At 74.8% G+C, this 18,871-nt stretch carries 13 protein-coding genes and 1 pseudogene; 4 read left to right on the top strand and 10 right to left on the bottom strand.

Annotation, left to right across the window (positions count from 1 at the left end; genetic code table 11):
* Window positions 1-57 precede the first annotated feature (57 nt).
* Window positions 58-1,272 carry a trans-sulfuration enzyme family protein gene (locus IF19_RS0120130; RefSeq protein ID WP_030118807.1) on the top strand — a complete coding sequence of 405 codons (1,215 nt, stop codon included), beginning with the start codon at window positions 58-60 and terminating at the stop codon, window positions 1,270-1,272.
* Here IF19_RS0120130 and IF19_RS0120125 read toward each other — a convergent pair.
* From IF19_RS0120125 to pdxR, 5 genes are all read right to left on the bottom strand, one after another.
* A complete protein-coding gene (locus tag IF19_RS0120125) occupies window positions 1,205-2,653 on the bottom strand; it encodes a GNAT family N-acetyltransferase (RefSeq protein ID WP_030276589.1) in 1,449 nt (482 codons plus the stop codon). The genes IF19_RS0120130 and IF19_RS0120125 overlap by 68 nt on opposite strands.
* 261 nt (window positions 2,654-2,914) lie before the next feature.
* On the bottom strand, window positions 2,915-5,644 hold the full coding sequence (locus IF19_RS0120120; protein WP_030276587.1) for a DUF7825 domain-containing protein: 2,730 nt from the start codon (window positions 5,642-5,644) through the stop codon (window positions 2,915-2,917).
* The gene (locus IF19_RS0120115; protein ID WP_050493875.1) at window positions 5,641-7,047 is read right to left on the bottom strand and encodes an SWIM zinc finger family protein; all 1,407 of its coding nucleotides are present in this window, start codon (window positions 7,045-7,047) and stop codon (window positions 5,641-5,643) included. The genes IF19_RS0120120 and IF19_RS0120115 overlap by 4 nt, the downstream gene beginning before the upstream one ends.
* A gap of 120 nt (window positions 7,048-7,167) precedes the next feature.
* Window positions 7,168-8,760 carry an alkaline phosphatase D family protein gene (locus IF19_RS0120110; RefSeq protein WP_030118815.1) on the bottom strand — a complete coding sequence of 531 codons (1,593 nt, stop codon included), beginning with the start codon at window positions 8,758-8,760 and terminating at the stop codon, window positions 7,168-7,170.
* A gap of 146 nt (window positions 8,761-8,906) precedes the next feature.
* Complete coding sequence (pdxR, locus tag IF19_RS0120105; RefSeq protein ID WP_030276584.1) at window positions 8,907-10,382, bottom strand: MocR-like pyridoxine biosynthesis transcription factor PdxR; 1,476 nt, start codon at window positions 10,380-10,382, stop codon at window positions 8,907-8,909.
* Between pdxR and IF19_RS1000000139005 the strand changes: the two are divergent.
* Window positions 10,373-10,843: pseudogene (locus IF19_RS1000000139005) on the top strand (EamA family transporter); the annotation flags it as partial. The gene pdxR and the pseudogene IF19_RS1000000139005 sit on opposite strands and share 10 nt — an antisense overlap.
* A 519-nt stretch (window positions 10,844-11,362) precedes the next feature.
* On the opposite strand, the gene IF19_RS0120095 reads toward IF19_RS1000000139005, so the two are convergent.
* On the bottom strand, window positions 11,363-12,193 hold the full coding sequence (locus IF19_RS0120095) for an alpha/beta fold hydrolase (RefSeq protein WP_030118818.1): 831 nt from the start codon (window positions 12,191-12,193) through the stop codon (window positions 11,363-11,365).
* Window positions 12,194-12,410: 217 nt separating this feature from the next.
* On the opposite strand from IF19_RS0120095, the gene sigJ reads away from it, so the two are divergent.
* Together sigJ and IF19_RS0120085 are read left to right on the top strand one after the other, a co-directional pair.
* Entirely contained in the window at window positions 12,411-13,295 is an 885-nt protein-coding gene (sigJ, locus tag IF19_RS0120090) for an RNA polymerase sigma factor SigJ (protein WP_030118819.1), read from the top strand.
* 274 nt (window positions 13,296-13,569) lie between these two features.
* Window positions 13,570-14,337, top strand: coding sequence for a GntR family transcriptional regulator (locus IF19_RS0120085; protein ID WP_030118820.1), 768 nt, complete (start codon window positions 13,570-13,572; stop codon window positions 14,335-14,337).
* A 126-nt stretch (window positions 14,338-14,463) separates the two neighbouring features.
* Here the strand turns inward: IF19_RS0120085 and IF19_RS0120080 are convergent, their stop codons facing one another.
* The 4 genes from IF19_RS0120080 to IF19_RS0120065 all read right to left on the bottom strand — a co-directional run bounded on the left by IF19_RS0120080 (window position 14,464) and on the right by IF19_RS0120065 (window position 18,862).
* Complete coding sequence (locus IF19_RS0120080; protein WP_030118821.1) at window positions 14,464-15,621, bottom strand: ROK family protein; 1,158 nt, start codon at window positions 15,619-15,621, stop codon at window positions 14,464-14,466.
* Between the two features lie 221 nt (window positions 15,622-15,842).
* Window positions 15,843-16,424, bottom strand: coding sequence for a G/U mismatch-specific DNA glycosylase (gene mug / locus IF19_RS0120075; protein WP_030118822.1), 582 nt, complete (start codon window positions 16,422-16,424; stop codon window positions 15,843-15,845).
* A 37-nt stretch (window positions 16,425-16,461) separates the two neighbouring features.
* Window positions 16,462-17,895 (bottom strand): adenylosuccinate lyase, encoded by a 1,434-nt coding sequence (gene purB, locus IF19_RS0120070; protein ID WP_030118823.1) that lies wholly within the window; start codon window positions 17,893-17,895, stop codon window positions 16,462-16,464.
* A 97-nt stretch (window positions 17,896-17,992) separates the two neighbouring features.
* Complete coding sequence (locus IF19_RS0120065) at window positions 17,993-18,862, bottom strand: SGNH/GDSL hydrolase family protein (RefSeq protein ID WP_030118824.1); 870 nt, start codon at window positions 18,860-18,862, stop codon at window positions 17,993-17,995.
* Between the last annotated feature and the right edge of the window lie 9 nt (window positions 18,863-18,871).

Here is an 18,871-nt window from a genome sequence, read left to right as displayed (position 1 = left end):
GGCGAACGTAACACGGGACTGTGCCGCTACGAGCCGGTAACTGTTCAGAGTGACGCCATGGACGACGAAGTCTCGATGACGCCCCCTGCCGCCACTGCGCCCAGGGCCCTCGCCACCGAAGCCGTGCACGCCGGACGCGACGACCTCGCCTCCCTCGGCCTGCACGCCCCGCCGATCGACCTGTCCACCACCTACCCCTCCTACGACTCGCGCGCCGAGGCGATGCGGATCGACGCCTTCGCCACCACCGGGGCCCGCCCGGACGGACCGCCGGTCTACGCCCGCCTGGACAACCCCACCACGGCCCGCTTCGAGACGGCGCTGGCCCGGCTGGAGGGGGCCGAGAGCGCGGTCGCCTTCGCCAGCGGGATGGCCGCGCTCTCGGCGGTGCTCCTCGCCCGCGCGAGCCAGGGGCTGCGCCACGTCGTCGCGGTCCGCCCGCTGTACGGCTGCAGCGACCATCTGCTGGGCGCCGGGCTGCTGGGCACCGAGGTGACCTGGACCGACCCGGCGGGCATCGCCGACGCCATCCGCCCGGACACCGGGCTGGTGATGATCGAGACCCCGGCCAACCCGACGCTGGCCGAGATCGACATCCGTGCCGTCGCCCACGCCTGCGGCTCCGTGCCGCTGCTGGTCGACAACACCTTCGCCACCCCCGTCCTGCAGCGGCCCCTCGAACACGGGGCGCGGATCGTCCTGCACAGCGCCACCAAGTACCTCGGCGGCCACGGGGACGTGCTGGGCGGCGTCGTCGCCTGCGACGAGGCGTTCGCCGCCACGCTGCGGCAGGTGCGCTTCGCCACCGGCGGAGTGCTGCACCCGCTGGCCGGCTACCTCCTGCTGCGCGGCCTGTCCACCCTGCCGGTACGCGTCCGGGCGGCTTCGGCGAGCGCCGCCGAACTCGTCCGCAGGCTCACCGCCGACCCCCGGATCGCCCGCGTGCACTACCCGCGGATCGGCGGCGCGATGATCTCCTTCGAGGTGTACGGGGACCCGCACCGGGTGATCGCCGGGGTCCGGCTCATCACCCCGGCGGTCAGCCTCGGCAGCGTGGACTCGCTCATCCAGCACCCGGCCTCCATCAGCCACCGCATCGTGGAGGAGGGGGACCGGCGGGCCTCCGGCGTCGGGGACCGGCTGCTGCGCATGTCGGTCGGGCTGGAGGACGTCGAGGACCTGTGGGCGGATCTGTGCCAGGCGCTCAGCGACGGGCCTCTTCCGTCGGCGCGGCCGGCCGGGCAGCCGGTCGGGGCGTCAGCCGGGCGGTGATGACGAGGGTGCCCTCCTCGATCTGGTAGTCGAGGGGGAGCCCCAGCGCGCGCATCGCCGCCACCATGCCGGTGTTGCGGGACTGCGTCACCGCGTACACGCTGTCGCAGCCCGCCTCCCCGGCCATCGCCACCAGCCGGGCGAGCAGTTCGGAGCCGATGCCCCGGCGCTGCCACTCGTCCTCCACGAGGAGGGCGACCTCGGTCTCGTCGCCGTCCCACAGGAGGTGGCCCAGCGCCACCACCCGGCCGGAGGCCGTCCGCACCGCCAGGGTGCGGCCGAAGCGGGGGCTCAGCAGGTGGTCGAGGTAGCGGTCGGCGTCCTTGACGGGACCGTGGTAGCGCAGGCCCAGGGTGTCCGGCGAGCAGCGGTCGTGCATGGCGCGGGCGGCGGCGAGATCGCCGCGGTCCGCGCGGCGCACGGTGATCTCGTCGCCCTCGGGCAGCGTGAGGACGTCCTTGCCGCGCGGCACCCGGGGGCCGAGCCGGGCGTCCAGCTCGACCAGGGCGCGGGCCCGGGCGAACTCGGTGGGCGTGAACGGCAGATGGGGCCGCTCCACGGAGATGACACCGCCGGAGGGGTCCCGCAGCCGCATCACCGTCTCCTCCAGCACACCCTCGACCGGGGCGCTCTGCCCGGTCGCCCGGCCGGTGACGGAGACGGCGGGCAGCGAGTGGATCGTGCACCGGCCGAGCAACTGGCGCAGCGCCAGGGGCAGCTCGGCCGCGTCCAGCGCCGTCCGGGTGGCCAGCGACAGCACCCGGGTCGGGGTGTCGACCAGGTCGTGGGCGTCCGCCCGCTCGATCCAGGTGGACGTGCCGCCCGCCGCCGCGATCTCCCGGGACAGCTCCTGCGCCTGGAGCGGGGCCGGGGCCCGCAGCAGGAACTCGTCCACGGTTCCGTGCGCCAGCGGATGCGTCTGGAGCGTGAGGATGTCCACCCGCAGTCCGGACAGGGCCAGGCACAGGGCGGCCAGGCTCCCCGGCGCGTCGTGCACCGTCGTCCGGAGCCGCCACAGCACCGTCTCCTCGGCGCCGTCCATCCCGCCGGCCCGGCTGCCCCCGTCCCCGCTCGCGGCGGCCGCCGTCGTACCGGCGGACGTTTCGGCGGGTGTTCCGGCGGGTGTTCCGGCCCCGCCGGGCACGGGGCCGGCCGTATCCGGCGGTGGGGCGTGGCTGTGGCGCCGGGCCCACCAGGTGTGGAACGCCGCCGTGGCCACCAGCGCCACCGCCGACGCCATGAGCAGGAAGGGCCCGTCCGGCTGGTGTCCGATCAGGTTGGCGATCGCGTCGGCCACGGCCACGGCGGTGAACAGAGCGGCCAGTTCGATCAGGTCCCGCCGCCAGTGGTGCGGACGGCGGGCGCTCTTCGTGGAGGTCACATCAGTCATATCCTCACTGTGGACGAACGGTGTTGCCTGATCACGAACGCTTTGTGACTGATGGGTTACGTGTTGATCTGGTCGCCTATCGTCGTTTTCGGTCAGGTTCCGCTGCGGGGGACACCGAGGCGGCCGGACCCCTGTGCGGACGGCCCCTGGACGAGGCGTGGGACGTGTGCGGCCGGCCCGTGAGGCGGCCGGGTCCCGGGGCGGCCGCCCCACCCTGTCGAGGCGTGGGGCGGGTGCGGCCCGGCCCCCGTCTCAGGCCGGCCCGTGCGGGAACGCGGCGAGCAGGCGGGCCGCCTGGCGGACCGTCTGGGACGAGCCCTTGCGTCCCGCCGTCTCCGCCAGCCCCGCTATCGGCCCGATCCCCCCGGTCCCGCAGCGCTCGGCGCAGCCGGCCGCCACGGACAGCAGGTCCCCGAGCCCCCGGGGCGTCTTCTCGTACGCCAGCAGGCCGGGCAGCATCGCCGCCAGCACGGCCAGCACCGTCCGGTGAGCGCCGGTGTCGGCCGCCGTGCCGAGCGCGTCCGCCGTACGGTTCACCTTCACCAGGTCGCGGTCGACCAGGATCGCCAACTCCCGCCCCAGCAGCGCCCCGTCCAGCCGGTCCCGGCCGGCCAGTACCAGTAGGGCGTCCACCGCCGCCGTCCGGTCCTCCTGATGCCGGGCGCCGAGCGCGTAGGCCAGGGCGAGATGGGTCGCCCCGCCGGTCACGCCCGTGCTCTCGGCCAGCGCCGGCAGGAAGCCGACGGCCCCCCGCTGCCCCTCGTCGGCGGCGAACAGCAGATCCGGCAGCAGCCAGGCGGCCAGCGTCTCCGGATCCTCGGGCAACGTCGCCGTCCAGTGCGAGGAGCGCTCCGGCCCCCAGTGGTAGCACTGCCGGGCCTGGGGGAGCTGCGCCCGGCCCAGCCAGTGGAACGCCGGCGGGAAGTCGCGCCGGATCACCGCCCGCTCCCGCGTCGCGAGGAGCACCTGACGCGCCCCGGTGGCCGACCGCTGCCACCAGTTGGCCGCCGAGGGACGGGAGACGGCGGTCGCCGGATGCCGCAGCACCGGGGCCACCGGCTCGTCCGCCCGGAGCCACGCGGCCAGCCGGTCGCCCTCCGCGGTGCCCAGCGCCTCGGCCGCCGCGGCGGACCCGTCCCCCTCGGGGCCCCCGCACCGGCGCACCCGCAGCAGCGCCTGGGCGAAGTCGGCGGGACCCGGGACGGCCCCCGACTCCCGGTAGACCCGCAGCCGCTCCACCAGCTCCGCCGCGTCGAGCGCACCCGTGTGCCACGTGGGCGTCGCCAGCAGGAACGGCAGCCGCCCCGACTCCATCGCCTCGGCGGCCTCCCACGCCCGGTCGAGCAGCACCCCGTTCAGCGCGGAGTGGGCGCAGGCGCCCCCCGGCACGGCCGCCATCGCCCACCACGCGGACCGGTCCCGCTCCGACACCAGGCCGAGCAGCGAGGCCACCACGACGGAGAGCCCGTGCGAGGTCGAGACGCCGCGCGGATCGACCATGTACGGCGAGAGACCGTGCTCGACGAAGTGCACCCCGGCCAGCGCCTCCCGCAACGCCCCCGTCAACTCCTCCCGGTCGGTCCTCGCCAGCCGGACGAGGCCGTCGAGCGACCGCTCGAAGCCGGTGATCCCGGCCGCGGTGTCCAGGACGGCCGACGACGGGATCCAGCGCTCCGACGCGTGCGCCTTCACCCGGGCGGCCACCTCCTCGACCAGCTCGGCCACCGTCCCCGGCGCGGGCTCCAGCGGCCGCGGCTCCGGCGCGGGCGGCAGGAACTCCTCGTACGCCTCGGCGGGCTCCGGCTCCACGAGGTCCCCGAACAGGGCGGTGACCGTCTCCCGGTGCAGCGGGCCCAGCGGCTCCGCGGCCGACGCCAGCCGCTCCCGCGTCTCCGGAACGGTGGTGCGGGGCAGATAGCGGGCCACCAGCTTCAGCGCCCGCTCCTGAACGTCGACGGCCTCGTGGCCGAACGCCTCGGCCACCGCCACCAGCAGCTCGTCCGCCGTCGCCGGATCCCGGCGCAGCGCCTTGCCCAGCAGCGTCAGCTGGGCCCGCACCAGCTTCTTCTCCTGGCGGAAGAGCACCGCACCCGACACCTCCGCCAGCACCCCGGTCGGCAACGCGCCCCGCTCGTCGAGCCGGACGAGCACCTGCTGGGCGTGCGAGGCGACCGGCGCGATGCCGTCCGCCGCCATCGCCGTCCAGTCCCGCAGATGGCGCTCCTCCTCCTCGTCCGTCGCCCCCAGCCGCACCAGAACGGCCAGGAAGAACCGCAGGTCGACGGAGCGGCCCCCGCGCAGCAGCCGGGTCACGCACCGCTCCACCAGACGGGCCCGATCCAGGGCCCCGTCGTCCACGAGCGCGCACACCGCCGCCGGCCAGTGGTCCCGCGAGTCCGGCGCGTCGGAGAAGTCGACCTGCGGCGGCAGCTCCGGCATCTCGAACAGCCGGGCCGCCAGCGCCGCGGAATGCGGGTCGGCCCGCAGGATCTCGGCCAGCGGACGGTGGGTCCGGCCCCGCCAACGCGCCGCGCTGACCAGCTCGGTCCAGCCCACCACCAGATGGTCCGTGACGGGCAGCGGGACACCGGCGGTACGCGTCAGCTCGCCGACGAACACGTACTCCGCGTCGGAGAGGGCCGCACGCCCCGCGAACCGTCGGGCGAGGTCGCCCAGCCACGCCGGATCGCGGTCCTTGAGCGCCGCGAGGATCAGCGGATACGGCGAACGGGTCCAGTCCCGCAGATCACGGCCGCCGATCCAGGCGGCGCACGCCGCCGCCCCGGTCTGGCAGCCCGCACCGGCCACCAGCAGCGCCTTGCGGACCCGGTCCCGCCGTCGCCAGTCCCAGCCCCGCGCCTCCTTGCGCAACTCCTTGAGCTCCGCGAGCGCGGCGCGGCGGCCCGGCCGGTCCAGGGCGAGCACCAGCGGCGGCACCTCGTGGTGACGGCCGTCCCGTACGGCGGTGAGCAGCTCGTTCATCGCACGCCTCCGGCGACCGCCGTGCCGCGCACCGCGTCGACGTCCGCCGCGCCCCGGCGGGCCATGCGGACCGCGAGCGCGTGCTTGCAGGGCCCCCGCCGCCCCCGGTGGTCCGCCCACCACTGACACGTGCAGCTGAACTCCGCACCGCTCTCCCGCACCCGGTAGCGGCGGTCCCCCGAGGCGACCGTGGCCCCCGCGCCGTCGAGCGACACCGCGCCCTCGCCGACCAGCCGCCGCGCCGCCACGAGACGCGGATTGTGCCGCTCCGCCCGGTCCGCGTCGTACGGCAGCTCCCGGTGGAAGTACGCCGCGTCCGCCAGGTCGTAGCCGACCCGGCCCGCCGTGCCGAGCCGGACCAGCGCGGCCCGCACCCGCTCCACGCTCAGTCCCGCCTGCCCGGCCAGCTCGGCCGGTTCGATCCTCGGCTCCCAGGCGAGCAGCACCGACACCAGCTCGGCGTCGGCCGCCGCGTCGTCCGTGGCCAGCGCCTCCAGGACACCGCCCTCGCCGGAGAACCCCCGCGCGGAATCGGGGGAGAGCGTCAGCGTCAGCCGCATCCCCGGCAGCACCACCTCCCAGGCGCTCGCCGCCGCCGCACCGTCGGCCACCGGCCCGTACACCCGCAGGGCCGTCGCGTCGCGCAGCACCCGCCGCAACGCCACCAGCCGCTCCGGACCCGGCAGGCACACCGCGCCCGGCACCGGCCGGGTCGTCGGCCGCAGCGACCCGCCCGACGCCACCACCCACCGGGCGCCCCGCTCCGCGCGGCCCGACGACGGGGTACGCGGCAGCGACCGCAGGAACGCCACCGCCTGCGCCGCCGTCAGCTCCGCCCGCAGGTCGAACCCGGCCGAGGCGACCTGCGCCTCCGCGAAACCGCGCAGCCACCGGTCGGGCAGCGGCACCTTCTTCTCCACCACCGGCCCGTCCAGCGTCGTCACCGCCAGCTCCTCGGGCCCCACCCGCAGATGCAGCGGATCGTCGGCCGTGATCCGCGAAAGGGCCTCCCGCAGCGGGGCGTTCACGTCCACGTTCGTCGTCCCGTGCCCGGTCGTCCGCCCGTCCAGCCCCTCCTGCAGCACATCGAGCCGGGCGTACACCCCGCAGCAGCCGGAGAACGACTCGAAGCGCAACCGATCCCCGTTCCCCGTCACCACCGGGTCCAGCGAGGCGGGCAGCGTGCGCTGGTGGTAGCGGGCGGCGGCCACGTCCGCCACCGCCAGCAGCCCGCGCGCCGCTATGCGCGGATCGGTGAGGAAGCCCGCGAAGAACCGCGGGTGCGCCTCCGCCCCGCGCGGGGTGAGACCCCCCGCGGTCTCCAGACCGAGAGAGGGCCCCACCTGCGAGGACTCAAGGGAGGAAGGGCGTGCGTAGGCCAGGGCCTGAACGGATCGGGTCATGGAAAAAAGCGTAGGACCCGCCACTGACAACGGCCCCGGCCGAAGCCGCCGTTCACCCCGCGTCCCAGCCTGTCGCTCACCCGCCCCCCGTTCGCAGGCCGACTGGTTCCCGGCCGCCGTTCACTGGCCGACGCGGCCCGGCCGGAGGACCTTCGTGAACAGCACCGACCCGCCCTCGGCCCGCAGACGCACCGTCAGCTCCGCGCTGTCGCCGTCGATCTCCACCTCCCCGAAGTACTGCGGCGACTCCATCGGCGAGACGTTCGCCCGCTCGGGAGCCCGTACGAAGACCCGGTCCGGACCGAAGGTGCCGTCCAGCGCGTTGGCCGGGAAGCCGCCCGCCGCCAGGGGGCCGGACACGAACTCCCAGAACGGGGCGAAGTCCTTGAACGCCGCCCGCTCCGGTGCGTAGTGCTGGGCCGAGGTGTAGTGCACGTCCGCCGTCAGCCACACCGTCCCGGTGATCCCGCGGTGCTTGATGAACCGCAGCAGTTCGGCGATCTGGAGCTCCCGCCCCAGCGGCGCCCCGGGGTCGCCCTGCGCCACCGCCTCGAAGTCCGTCGCCCCGTCCGGCACCACCAGCCCGAGCGGCATGTCCGCGGCGATCACCTTCCACTCCGCCCGGGAGGCCGCGAGCGCGCGCTTGAGCCACCGCGCCTGCTCGGCCCCGAGAATGCCCGTCGTGTCGTCGGCCTGCCGCCCGGGGGAGTTGGCGTTGCGGTACGAGCGCATGTCGAGCACGAACACGTCGAGCAGCGGCCCGTGGTGGACCACCCGGTACATGCGGGAGCGCCGCCCGGAACCGTACGAGGGGGCGAGCGGCACGTACTCGTGGAAGGCGCGCACGGAGCGTGCCGCCAGGATGTCCACGTTCTTCTCGGTGTACCGGGCGTCGTCCAGGATCTGGCCCGGGTACCAGTTGTTGCGCACCTCGTGGTCGTCCCACTGCACGACGGAGGGCACCTGCGCGTTGAACCGGCGGACGTTGCGGTCGAGCAGGTTGTAGCGGAAGTTGCCCCGGTACTCCTCCAGCGTCTCGGCGACCTTCGCCTTCTCCTCGGTCATCACGTTCCGCCAGATCCGGCCGTCCGGGAGCGTGACGCTCTCCTCCAGCGGACCGTCCGCGTAGACGCTGTCACCGCTGCACAGGAAGAAGTCCGGGTCCAGGCGGCGCATCTCCTCGTACACCCGGTAGCCGCCGGTCTCCGGGTTGATGCCCCAGCCCTGCCCCGCGATGTCGCCCGACCACAGGAACCGCACCCCGGCCCGGCGGCGGGCCGGAGCGGTGCGGAAGGTCCCGTAGACCGGTTTTCCGGTACGGCGCGGATCGGCCGGGTCGGCGAGCGTCACCCGGTAGTGCACCTGCTCGCCCGGGGGCAGGCCGTACAGCGGAGTGGTGCCGGTGTAGTCCGTCCCCGGTCCGATCGACGGCCCGTGCCACCGGCGCACCCGGCGGAACGACTCGGTCGCCGAGGTCTCCACCAGCATCCGCGCCGGCCGGTCCGAGCGGACCCACAGCAGCGCCGAGGAGGAGGTGACGCTCCCGGCCTGCACCCCCCACGACGCCTCGGGACGCCCGGCCAGGTGCAGCGCGGGGGCCGCCCCGGCCGTCGCGGGCGTGAGGGCGACCGCCGCCGGGGCGATCAGCGAACCGCGCAGGACCGCGCGGCGGCCGGGCGAGGGAACACGCGGGCGGTGCGGACGGTAGGACATCGAAGCGCCTCCAGGGAGATGGTCGGGCGGTGCGCCGTTCCCGGGAGGTCCGTGGTCCGGCGCGGGTCTGCGCCCATGCCTAGCGCCCCGCGGCGGCCGGAGCCCCAACCCCGGGTGAACGGCGCCCGTCGTCCCGCCCCGGAGGGTCAGCCGGGCCCGGACCGGCCGGGCCCGGGACGCCTTCCGGGGCGCACCGCCGCGGCCAGCGCCGCCGCGCCCCGTGCGATGGAGGCCGGGGCGAGATGGGCGTACCCGAGGACCAGCGGCAGCGAACCGTCCTCGGAACCGGCCGTTCCGCAGTCGCGCAGCGGTCGCAGGGCGATGCCCGCCGAGGCCGCCCGCGCCAGGAAGACGTCCTCGGGGCCGTACCGCGCGGGCAGCCGGGCGATGACGTGCAGCCCCGCCGCGATCCCGCTGACCGCCGTGCCGGGGAAGTGCTCGTCGAGCGCGGCCACCATCGCGTCCCGCCGCTCCCGGTAGGCCCGTTGGCAGCGCCGCAACTGCCGGTCGTAGCCGCCGCGCACGACGAAGTCGGCCAGGACCGCCTGGTCGAGCACCGGATTGCCGAGGTCCATGGTCCGCTTGCGGGCGACGATCCGCTCGGTGAGCGCGGCGGGGGCCACCAGCCAGCCGAGCCGCAGACCGGGGGCGAGCGACTTGCTCACCGAACCGGTGTACACGACCCGCTCCGGGTCCAGCCCCTGGAGGGCCCCCACCGGCTCCCGGTCGTACCGGAAGTCCCCGTCGTAGTCGTCTTCCATGATCACGCCGTCCGTCCGGCGCGCCCAGTCCAGCAACTCGCCCCGGCGCCGCGCGGAATAGGCGATACCGGTCGGGAACTGGTGCGCCGGCGTGGTCACCACGGCGCGTACGCCGGAGCGTTCCAGGGGCCCCGGGGCGAGGCCGTCCTCGTCGAGGGGGAGCGGGACGGTGCTCAGGCCGGTCGCCGCGAACAGCGCCGCGTGCTCCGGGCTGCCCGGGTCCTCCACCCCGACCGAGGCCGCGCCCCCGTCCCGCAGCACGAATCCGAGCAGCGTCGTCGCCTGTGCCACCCCCGAGCAGACCACCACCCGCTCCGGATCGGCCACCACTCCCCGGCGTCGGGCGAGCAGCCCGGCCAGCGCCTCGCGCAGCTCCGGCAGCCCGCGCGGATCGGGGTAGCCCAGCGCGTCGTGCGGCAGCCGACCGGACACGGTCCGCTGGGCGGCGCTCCACGCGCCGCGCGGGAAGAGGGAGAGATCCGGGGTGCCGGGGCGGAAGTCGTACCGCACGCCCCGCGCGCGCGGCGCACGGTCGCGCGCGGAGCGCTCCGCCGCGCGTACGCCGTCGCTCACCCAGGTGCCCGCGCCCCGGCCGCTGCGCAGGTACCCCTCGGCGGTCAGCTGCTCGTACGCCTCGGTGACCAGCCCGCGCGACACCCCCAGATCTGCGGCGAGTTCGCGGCTGGAGGGCAGCCGGGTGGAGGCGGCGAGACGGCCGGAGCGCACCGCGTCCCGGAGGGCGGACCTCAGCGCGCGCCCCCGCCCGCGCGCCGGGGCGGCAGCGGCGGGCACCAGCAACTCCCAGGCCGGGGCGAGGGTTTCCGCCGAAGCATGTCGCGGATTGGTCCCCGATGACGTCATGGAAGTGGACCTTAAACCGGTCCGGCGGCGACCTTAGCGTCGGCCCCATGAACGCAACCTCTCTGCGCGGGGTGCTCCTCGCCGCCTTCGCGTGTGTCCTGGTGGGGGCGTCCTTCACCGCCAACAGCGTCCTCGGCGACTACCCGTTCGCGGGCGGCCAGGCCCTCCGCTACGGGCTCGCCGCACTGCTGCTCGTCCCCCTGCTGCGCGGCGGGCCCGACCGCGCGTCCGACCGGCTCCGGCGTCTGACCCCTCGCCAGTGGGGGCGCGTCGCGGTGCTCGCCGCCGTGGGCATGGTCGGCTTCAACCTGGCGGTCCTGGCGGCCGAGCAGTCGGCGGAGCCCGCCGTTCCGGGGGTCTTCGTCGGCTGCGCGCCGATCGTGGTCGGTGTCCTCGTGCCGCTGCTGGAGCGCCGTCGCCCCGCCCGCACGACGCTGTACGCGGCCGGGCTCGTCGCCGCCGGGGCGTTCGCCGTCCAGGGCTGGGGGCGCACCGATGCGACGGGCGTGCTGTTCTCGGTCGGCGCGCTCGCGGGAGAGGTGGGTTTCGCGGTCCTCGCCGTCCCGGTCCTGCGGCCGCTCGGCCCGAAACTGCTCTCCGCGACCGTGTGCGCGGTGGCCGCCGTCGAGTCGGCCCTGCTCGGCGCGGTGCTGGACGGCGGCTCATTCCTGCGGTTCCCGACCGGCGGCGAGGCGGCTGCCCTGCTGTGGCAGGCCGCCGTCGTCACCGTCATCGGGTTCGTCTGCTGGTACAGCGGGATCCAGCGCATCGGGGCCGAGCGCGCCACGCTGTTCTCCGGGCTGATCCCGGTCTCCGCCGCGCTCACCGCACCGCTGGTCGGGGCCGGGACGTACGGCCTCGCACAGGGCGCGGGGAGCCTCCTCGTCGGCATCGGCGTGGCGTACGGCTCCGGCGTGCTCCGCCGCCGTCCGGCCGCCGGCGCTCCGGGCCCCGGGCGACCGGGTGCCGGACGGCCGGGATCAGCGGCTGGTGTCCAGGACGACGCGGGCCACCAGCGCCGGGTCGTCGTTCATCGGGACGTGCCCGCAGCCGGGCAGCCGCACGAGCCGGGCGTCGGGGAGCACCCGCTTGGCGCGGATCCCCTGCCGGCGCAGCAGGATCCGGTCGGCGGTGCCCCAGGCGACGGTGACCGGGATGCCCTTGACGTCCTGGTCGAAGGTGGTGCCCCGGCCGGCCGCCATCGTGGCGTGGAACCCGGTCGCCTCGCGCAGGGCGAGCGTCTCGGCGACGACGGCCTCGGGTGAACGCCTGCCGGGCCGGGCGTAGATGGTGCTGGTGAGGGCCGTCCGCCCGGCCGCGCCGCGCGACAGGCGCTCGATCAGCGGCAGCGGCATGGCCAGCGCGGCCCGGCGCATCGCCCGCAGGGTACCGAAGGCGTACCGGCGCTCCGGCTCGGTCCAGAAGCCGGCCGGGGAGAGCGCGGTCACCGAGCGCACCAGCCCGGCGCGGCCGAGTTCCAGTGCGATCAGCCCGCCCAGCGAGTTCCCGGCCACATGGGGGCGGTCCAGGCCCAGTTCGGCGCAGAAGGCCCCGAGCACCGCGGCGACGGTCGGGAGGTCGTACGGGACACCGTCCGGCAGCGGCGGCGAGACGCCGAAACCGGGCAGGTCCACGGCTATCACCTCGCGCTCGGCGGCCAGGACGCGGGTCACCGGCTCCCACGCCTGGAGGTGGTGCCCGATGCCGTGGAGGAGCAGCAACGGCTCACCGGAGCCGGTCCGTTCGTACGCGACCGAGACGCGGCGGGGGCCGACGGCCGTCGGGGCGGTGAAGGAGACCGTGGTCGTCATGCTGCTGCTCCCTGGTGTGGGTAGACATCTCGTCAACAACAATTACCGTCGAGTAGCTTGCAGTTCAAGAGGCGGGGCGGTCCCGGATGCCGAGGCCCGGCTGCAGAGAGGGCGGGCGCCGGGCTGTCGTCGCTGCCGAGGGGGAGTCGCGTTGTTCCCGCTGCCGAGGGGGCGGCCCCGGCTGGACAGCGCGTGATCCGTGGACTGGGATGGGGCGATGACCGCCGACGCCGCGACCGACCTCTTCGAGGAGCACCGCCCCGTTCTCACCGGCGTCGCCTACCGCATGCTCGGCCGGATCGCCGACGCCGAGGACGTGGTCCAAGAGGCGTGGCTGCGCTGGTCGGCCGCCGACCGCGCACGCGTCCGGGAACCCCCGGCGTACCTGGTACGGATCACCACCCGGCTGGCCGTCGACCGGCTGCGCCACCTCCGGTCGCGCCGGGAGGCGTACCCGGGACCCTGGCTGCCGGAACCGCTGGTGACGGACTTCGGCCCCGCCGTGCCCGACACCGCGGAGCGCGCCGTCCTCGCCGACTCCGTCTCGTTCGCCGTCCTGGTCGTCCTCGAATCGCTCTCCCCGCTGGAGCGCGCGGTGTTCGTGCTCCGGGAGGCGTTCGGCTTCCCGTACGCCGAGATCGCCGCCGCCCTCGACCGTACCGAGGCGGCGGTGCGGCAGCTCGGCGGCCGGGCCCGGCGCCATGTGGAGGAGCGCAGGCCGCGCTACGTCGTGGACCCCGCCGAGCGGCGCGACCTCACCGAGCGGTTCCTGGCCGCCGCCGCCGGGGGAGCCATCGAGCCGCTGCTCGCGCTGCTGGCGCCGGACGTCCGGCTCGTCGGCGACAGCGGCGGCAAGGCGAAGGGTCCGCGCCGGATCATCGAGACCGCCGACAAGGTCGGCCGCTTCCTCTTCGCGGTGGCGGGCGAGCTGGACCCCGCCGGGGAGCTCCGCGTCGTCGAGCTCAACGGCGCGCCCGCGGTGGTCTACTTCGTCGGAGGGAAAGCCGACGCCGTCTTTCAGATCGAAGTCGGCCAAGGTGTCATTCAATGCGCCTATATCATTCGTAATCCGGACAAGCTCGCAGTTTTGTCCGCGCCGTAATGGTCGGCGCACTCGCGCCACTCCGGCCTCATGGGTCATCGAACCCCTGGTCAGAGCCCCGCCGTCCTTGTGTCGGCGGGGCTTTCGTGCTGCGCCCACCTCACGGCATCACGAACGTCGTGTGAACGCTCTGCGCCAGAGTTCCGTTTCGTTCCGTTACGGAATAAGTATTGGTCTTGACCAAGGGGGTAGGCCGTCCTAGGGTCTCCACTTAAGGCAGGAACCTTTAATAAATAACGTCGCGGAAAGACGCTGGGCGATTGCGGAGGACAGGGTGGGGACCACGCAGCTGGAATCGGTACAGGAGCCGAAGTACTGGCACCTCAAGACCGTGCTCAGTGAGGCACTCGACTCGGACTTTGCGGTGGGCGAGATCCTGCCCAACGAACGGGACCTCGCGGCACGGTTCGGTGTCGCGCGCGCCACGCTGAGGCAGGCACTGGAACAGCTCGAACTGGAAGGCCGCCTGCAGCGTCGCCGCGGTGTGGGCACGACCGTCGCCCCGCCGCGCGTCGGCGTCGCCGTCTCGACCGCCCCGCACGAGTGGGCGGGCGACGTCGGCGGCGAGGCGTGGCAGCCCGTCGACAGCACCGTGGCCAAGGCCCCGGCGCCGGTCGCCGCGACGCTCGGCACCGACCCCGCCGAGCCGGTGCACGTGGTGCGCCGCATCCGCGAGACCCAGGGACAGGTGGTGGCGGCGGAGCTGGTCTACGTCCCCGGCTCCTCCGTGCCCGACCTCTCCGCCATCGAGGCGTCCGGCCCGGTGCGGGCCCGCGCCGTCCTGCGCGAGCTGCACCGGCTCGGCCTGCAGGGCCAGGACCGCTCCGTGGAGCTCGGCTCCGCGCGGGCGGACGACGCCAAGGAACTGGACCGCCTCCCCGGCGCCCCCGTCCTGGTCGTCACCACTCGCTACCTCACCGCGGTCGGAACGGCGGCCGTCTCCGTCGCCACCTACCGCGCGGACACCTGCCGGCTCACCTTCGGGGACTCCGGCGCGCTGGAGATCAGCCACGACGACGAGCCCGAGCGCCAGGCGTCCTGACTTTTCCGGCCGGACCGGACCAACCCGCGCCCGCCAGATCCTCGGCGGGTTCGAGTCGGGTCCCGTACCCGCCGTGCTCGGCCGCGTACGGTCACGGCCGGGCTCCGCCGTGTGCGACCACGCCGCTCAGCGGCCGGCCGTCACGGCCCCCTCGACGGCGAACAGGTCCTTCTCGACGTGGTCGAGGGCGAGCCGCAGCGCCCCCGTCGCGACGGCGGCCTCCCCGAGCAGCGACAGCGTCACCTTGGGCGGCCGCAGACAGTAGCGGGCCAACTCCTTCCGGAGCGGCTCCAGCACCCCGTCCAGTCCGGCGGCCCAGCCGCCGACCACGACCAGCTCCGGATCGAGCGCCAGCACCAGCGCCGCCACATCGTGCACCAGCCGCTGGAGGAACCGGTCGACCGCCGCCCTGGCCCCCGCGTCGCCCTGCTTGGCCTTGGCGAACACCACGGCCACCGCCTGCTCGTCCAGCGGGTGCAGCGGCGTGTCCGTCGTCGACAGCAGGTGTTCCGGGGTCACCTCCCGGCCCAGCAGGTGCAGAGCGCCGATCTCCCCGGCGGCCCCGCCGAACCCCCGGTGCAGCCGCCCGCCGATCAGGGACCCCGCGCCGGGGCTCAGCCCCGCCAGCACGAAGACCACGTCGTTGGTCCCGGTTGCCGCGCCCTTCCAATGCTCCGCCACGGCCGCCGCGTTGGCGTCGTTCTCCACGAGGACCGGGCAGCGGAACGAACGGCGCAGCCGCTCCCCGAGCGCGAGTCCGGTCCAGTCCGGCAGCGCCGTACCCAGCCGTACGGTGCCGTCGGCCTCGACGATCCCGGGGCTGCCCACACCGACCGCGCGCAGACTGCTCCGGGCCACCCCGGTGCGGCGGAGCACGTCCGCGATGACGGCCCGGACCTGGTCGAGCCGGTCGTCCGCGCCCGCCGTCTCCGACACCACCCGGGAGCCGGCCCCGACGATCCGCCCGTCGAGCCCCGAGATGAGCGCCGACACCCGGTGCGGACCGATCTCCACCCCGAGAAGGTGCCCCGCCTCGGCCCGGAAGCGGAACCTCCGGGCGGGTCGGCCCTGACGCCGGGCCTCGCTCTCGTCGGGCGCGGCCTCGGCGACGAGACCCGCCTCGAACAGCCCCTCGACAACCCCTTCGACCGTCGGCCGCGACAGCCCGGTGATCTGCGTGAGGTCCGTCAGCGTGGGGGCGCCGGCCCCTCTCAGGGCGTGCAGCACCACCGCGGAATTGATCCGCCGCAACAGGGACGGGTCCCCACCGGTCAGCCGACCCACGGTATGTCCTCCCAGCTCGTGCGCATGTCTGCCGGATCGTACTTGGTGGCCGTGTGCCCCGCGACCAGCGAGGGAAGCCGGTATCGAGCCGCAACCTGGGCGCCTCGCGGCGGCGGAACCGGGCGTATCGGGGCACGGCGGCCGGTAGGGGCCGGCCTGCGGAACCGGCCGCCCGCCCACACCGTGGCGCCCGGCCCACGCTGTCCGGGCCGCCCGGGCGGTCAGCCGGAGCGGTGCGTTCCGGCCGAGGGCCTCGCCGGCCCGGTGTCGTCGCGTACGGCGTTCCGGAGGCGGCCGTACTCCTCGGCCATGGTCGCGACCGTCCAGTGCGCGTTGAGGCCGCTGGGGTTGGGGAGCGCCCACACCCGGGCGCCGCCGACCGTACGGTCCTGGGGGCCGATCCGGGCCCGGGGCTCCCCGAACGCCGTGCGGTAGGCGGTGATGCCGACGACCGCGAGCCACCGCGGCGCGAGCCGTTCGACCTTGGCCGTCAGATCCGCCCCGCCCCGGCGGAACTCCTCCGCGTCCAACTCGTCGGCGCGGGCCGTGGCCCGCGCCACCACGTTGGTGATGCCGAGCCCGAGGCCGAGCAGCTCGGCCTGCTCCGCCGGGCGCAACTGCCGGGGCGTGAACCCCGATCGGTGCAGGACCGGCCAGAACCTGTTGCCGGGGTGGGCGAAATGGTGGCCCGTCACCGCGGTCGTCAGGCTCGGGTTGATGCCGCAGAAGAGCACGCGCAGACCGCCCGCGACCACATCGGGGACGATGCGGCCGCGGGCGGCGTTCAGCTCTTCGGGGGTCATACGTCCTCGGAGGTCGTCCGGAGCGGGCCGCGCCGGGTCAGAGGATCGAGCCCGGGGCGTACCCCGCGGCCTCCGGGTGCTGCTTGGCGATCTCCTCGATCCGGGCGACCAGCGAGGTCACCTGGTCGCCGGCCGCGCCCGTGAACGAGAGCTTGTCGGCCATCAGCTCGTCCAGCCGCGCCCGGTCCAGGGGGATCCGCTCGTCGGCGGCGAGCTTGTCCAGCAGTTCGTTGCGCTCGACGCCCCGCTCCCGCATCGCGAGGGCGGAGGCGACCGCGTTCTCCTTGATCGCCTCGTGCGCCTCCTCACGGCCCACTCCGGCCCGTACGGCGCCCATCAGGACCTTGGTGGTCGCCAGGAACGGGAGGTAGCGGTCCAGCTCGCGCGCCACGACCGCGGGGAACGCGCCGAACTCGTCCAGCACCGTCAGGAAGGTCTCCAGCAGCCCGTCGAAGGCGAAGAACGCGTCCGGGAGCGCCACCCGGCGGACCACGGAGCAGGAGACGTCGCCCTCGTTCCACTGGTCGCCGGCCAGCTCGCCCGTCATCGAGGCGTAGCCGCGCAGGATCACCATCAGGCCGTTGACCCGCTCGCAGGAGCGCGTGTTCATCTTGTGCGGCATGGCGGACGAGCCGACCTGGCCGGGCTTGAAGCCCTCGGTCACCAGCTCGTGCCCGGCCATCAGCCGGATGGTCTTGGCCACCGAGGAGGGCGCCGCGGCGAGCTGCACCAGCGCGGTGACCACGTCGTAGTCGAGGGAGCGGGGGTAGACCTGGCCGACCGAGGTGAACGCCTCGGCGAAGCCGAGGTGCGCGGCGATGCGCCGCTCCAGGTCGGCGAGCTTGTCCGCGTCGCCGCCGAGCAGGTCCAGCATGTCCTGGGCCGTGCCGACCGGGCCCTTGATCCCGCGCAGCGGGTAGCGCGCGAGCAGGTCCTCCAGGCGGCCGTAGGCGACCAGCAGCTCGTCGGCGGCGGTCGCGAAGCGCTTGCCCAGCGTCGTGGCCTGGGCGGCGACGTTGTGCGAGCGTCCGGCGATCACCAGCTCGCGGTACTCGGCCGCGAGCTTGCCGAGCCGGGCCAGCACGGCGACGGTGCGGTCGCGCATCAGCTCCAGCGAGAGCCGGATCTGGAGCTGCTCGACGTTCTCCGTCAGGTCCCGCGAGGTCATGCCCTTGTGGACCTGCTCGTGGCCGGCGAGGGCGTTGAACTCCTCGATCCGGGCCTTCACGTCATGCCGGGTGACCTTCTCGCGCTCGGCGATGGAGGCCAGGTCCACCTGGTCGAGCACGCGCTCGTAGTCGGCGAGGGCGGCGTCCGGCACCTCGATCCCGAGGTCCTTCTGAGCGCGCAGCACCGCCAGCCACAGCTGACGCTCCAGCTTCACCTTCTGCTCGGGGGACCACAGGACGGCCAGCTCCGCGGAGGCGTAGCGGCCGGCCAGGACATTGGGGATGCGAGGCTTCGCAGACACGGCGTTCACGTGGACCGATTCTACTGGCGGTTCCTGCAGCTCCGCGCCGCACCCCGGTTGGTGGTTTGCTACGAAGCGCGCGGGCGCGGCAGCCGGTTCAGTCGCTCTCCTTACCGCTCACCGCGGCGTCGGGGGAGGCGGCCCGTCGCCATCCCGTCACCGGGCCGGGGTTCTCGGCGTCCGCCGGGGTGATCCAGAAGGCCCGGCCGGCCGCCGCGTCGTACTGCGCGCCCCAGCGGCCGTCGCCGGAGGAGCGGCCGGTGAGCCGCCGCCCGATCCAGGGGCCCAGATGCCGGCGGGCGAAGCGGATGTCCTCGGTGCGCCGGGCGGCCCAGTGCGGCGGCGCGGTCGCCGGCATCCGCGCACGCCAGTCCAGCTCGGGCGGCAGCCCCAGGACCTGCCAGACGGCCTCGGCGACCCGCCGGTGCCCCTCGGCGGTGAGGTGCAGCCGGTCGACGTCCCACATCCGCGGGTCGGCGAGCGAGGGCGCGGAGTAGAGGTCCACCACCGCGGCCCCGTGCTGAGCGGCGAGATCGTCGATCAGTGCGAACAGCGCCTCGATCCGGGGCCGGAACCGGTCGAACACCGGCCCGCTGCGCCCGGGGCTCCGCATCAGCACCAGCTGCTCGCAGGAGGGTGTGAGCCGCTCCACGGCCTCCTCCAGCCGCCCCCGGACCATCCCCATGTCGCACTTCGGGCGCAGGGTGTCGTTGAGCCCGCCGACCAGGGTGATCACATCGGGCCGGAGCGCCGCCGCGGCCTCCACCTGGTCGTCCACGATCTGGCTGATGAGCTTGCCGCGCACGGCGAGGTTCGCGTACCGGAAACCGGGGGAGCGGGCCGCCAGCCGGGAGGCGAGGAGATCGGCCCAGCCCCGGTACGTGCCGTCGGGGAGGAGGTCCGACATGCCCTCGGTGAACGAGTCGCCGACCGCGACGAGACTGGTGTAGGAGGCATTCAGTTCCATGGCCCGGCG

This window comes from Streptomyces californicus, from assembly GCF_000717645.1.
In the GTDB taxonomy this organism is placed as follows: domain Bacteria; phylum Actinomycetota; class Actinomycetes; order Streptomycetales; family Streptomycetaceae; genus Streptomyces; species Streptomyces californicus.
Note: the sequence above shows the minus strand (reverse complement) of the source record. Positions and strands in the feature narration are given on the sequence as shown.

What these genes read in the sequence shown, in the direction of transcription:
- IF19_RS0120120 (WP_030276587.1), bottom strand. Translation starts at nt 5,644, where the DNA reads ATGAACGAGCTGCTCACCGCCGTACGGGACGGCCGTCACCACGAGGTG.
- mug (WP_030118822.1), bottom strand. Translation starts at nt 16,424, where the DNA reads ATGACCCCCGAAGAGCTGAACGCCGCCCGCGGCCGCATCGTCCCCGAT.
- IF19_RS0120065 (WP_030118824.1), bottom strand. Translation starts at nt 18,862, where the DNA reads ATGGAACTGAATGCCTCCTACACCAGTCTCGTCGCGGTCGGCGACTCG.
- IF19_RS0120095 (WP_030118818.1), bottom strand. Translation starts at nt 12,193, where the DNA reads ATGACGACCACGGTCTCCTTCACCGCCCCGACGGCCGTCGGCCCCCGC.
- IF19_RS0120115 (WP_050493875.1), bottom strand. Translation starts at nt 7,047, where the DNA reads ATGACCCGATCCGTTCAGGCCCTGGCCTACGCACGCCCTTCCTCCCTT.
- IF19_RS0120110 (WP_030118815.1), bottom strand. Translation starts at nt 8,760, where the DNA reads ATGTCCTACCGTCCGCACCGCCCGCGTGTTCCCTCGCCCGGCCGCCGC.
- IF19_RS0120130 (WP_030118807.1), top strand. Translation starts at nt 58, where the DNA reads ATGGACGACGAAGTCTCGATGACGCCCCCTGCCGCCACTGCGCCCAGG.
- pdxR (WP_030276584.1), bottom strand. Translation starts at nt 10,382, where the DNA reads ATGACGTCATCGGGGACCAATCCGCGACATGCTTCGGCGGAAACCCTC.
- sigJ (WP_030118819.1), top strand. Translation starts at nt 12,411, where the DNA reads ATGACCGCCGACGCCGCGACCGACCTCTTCGAGGAGCACCGCCCCGTT.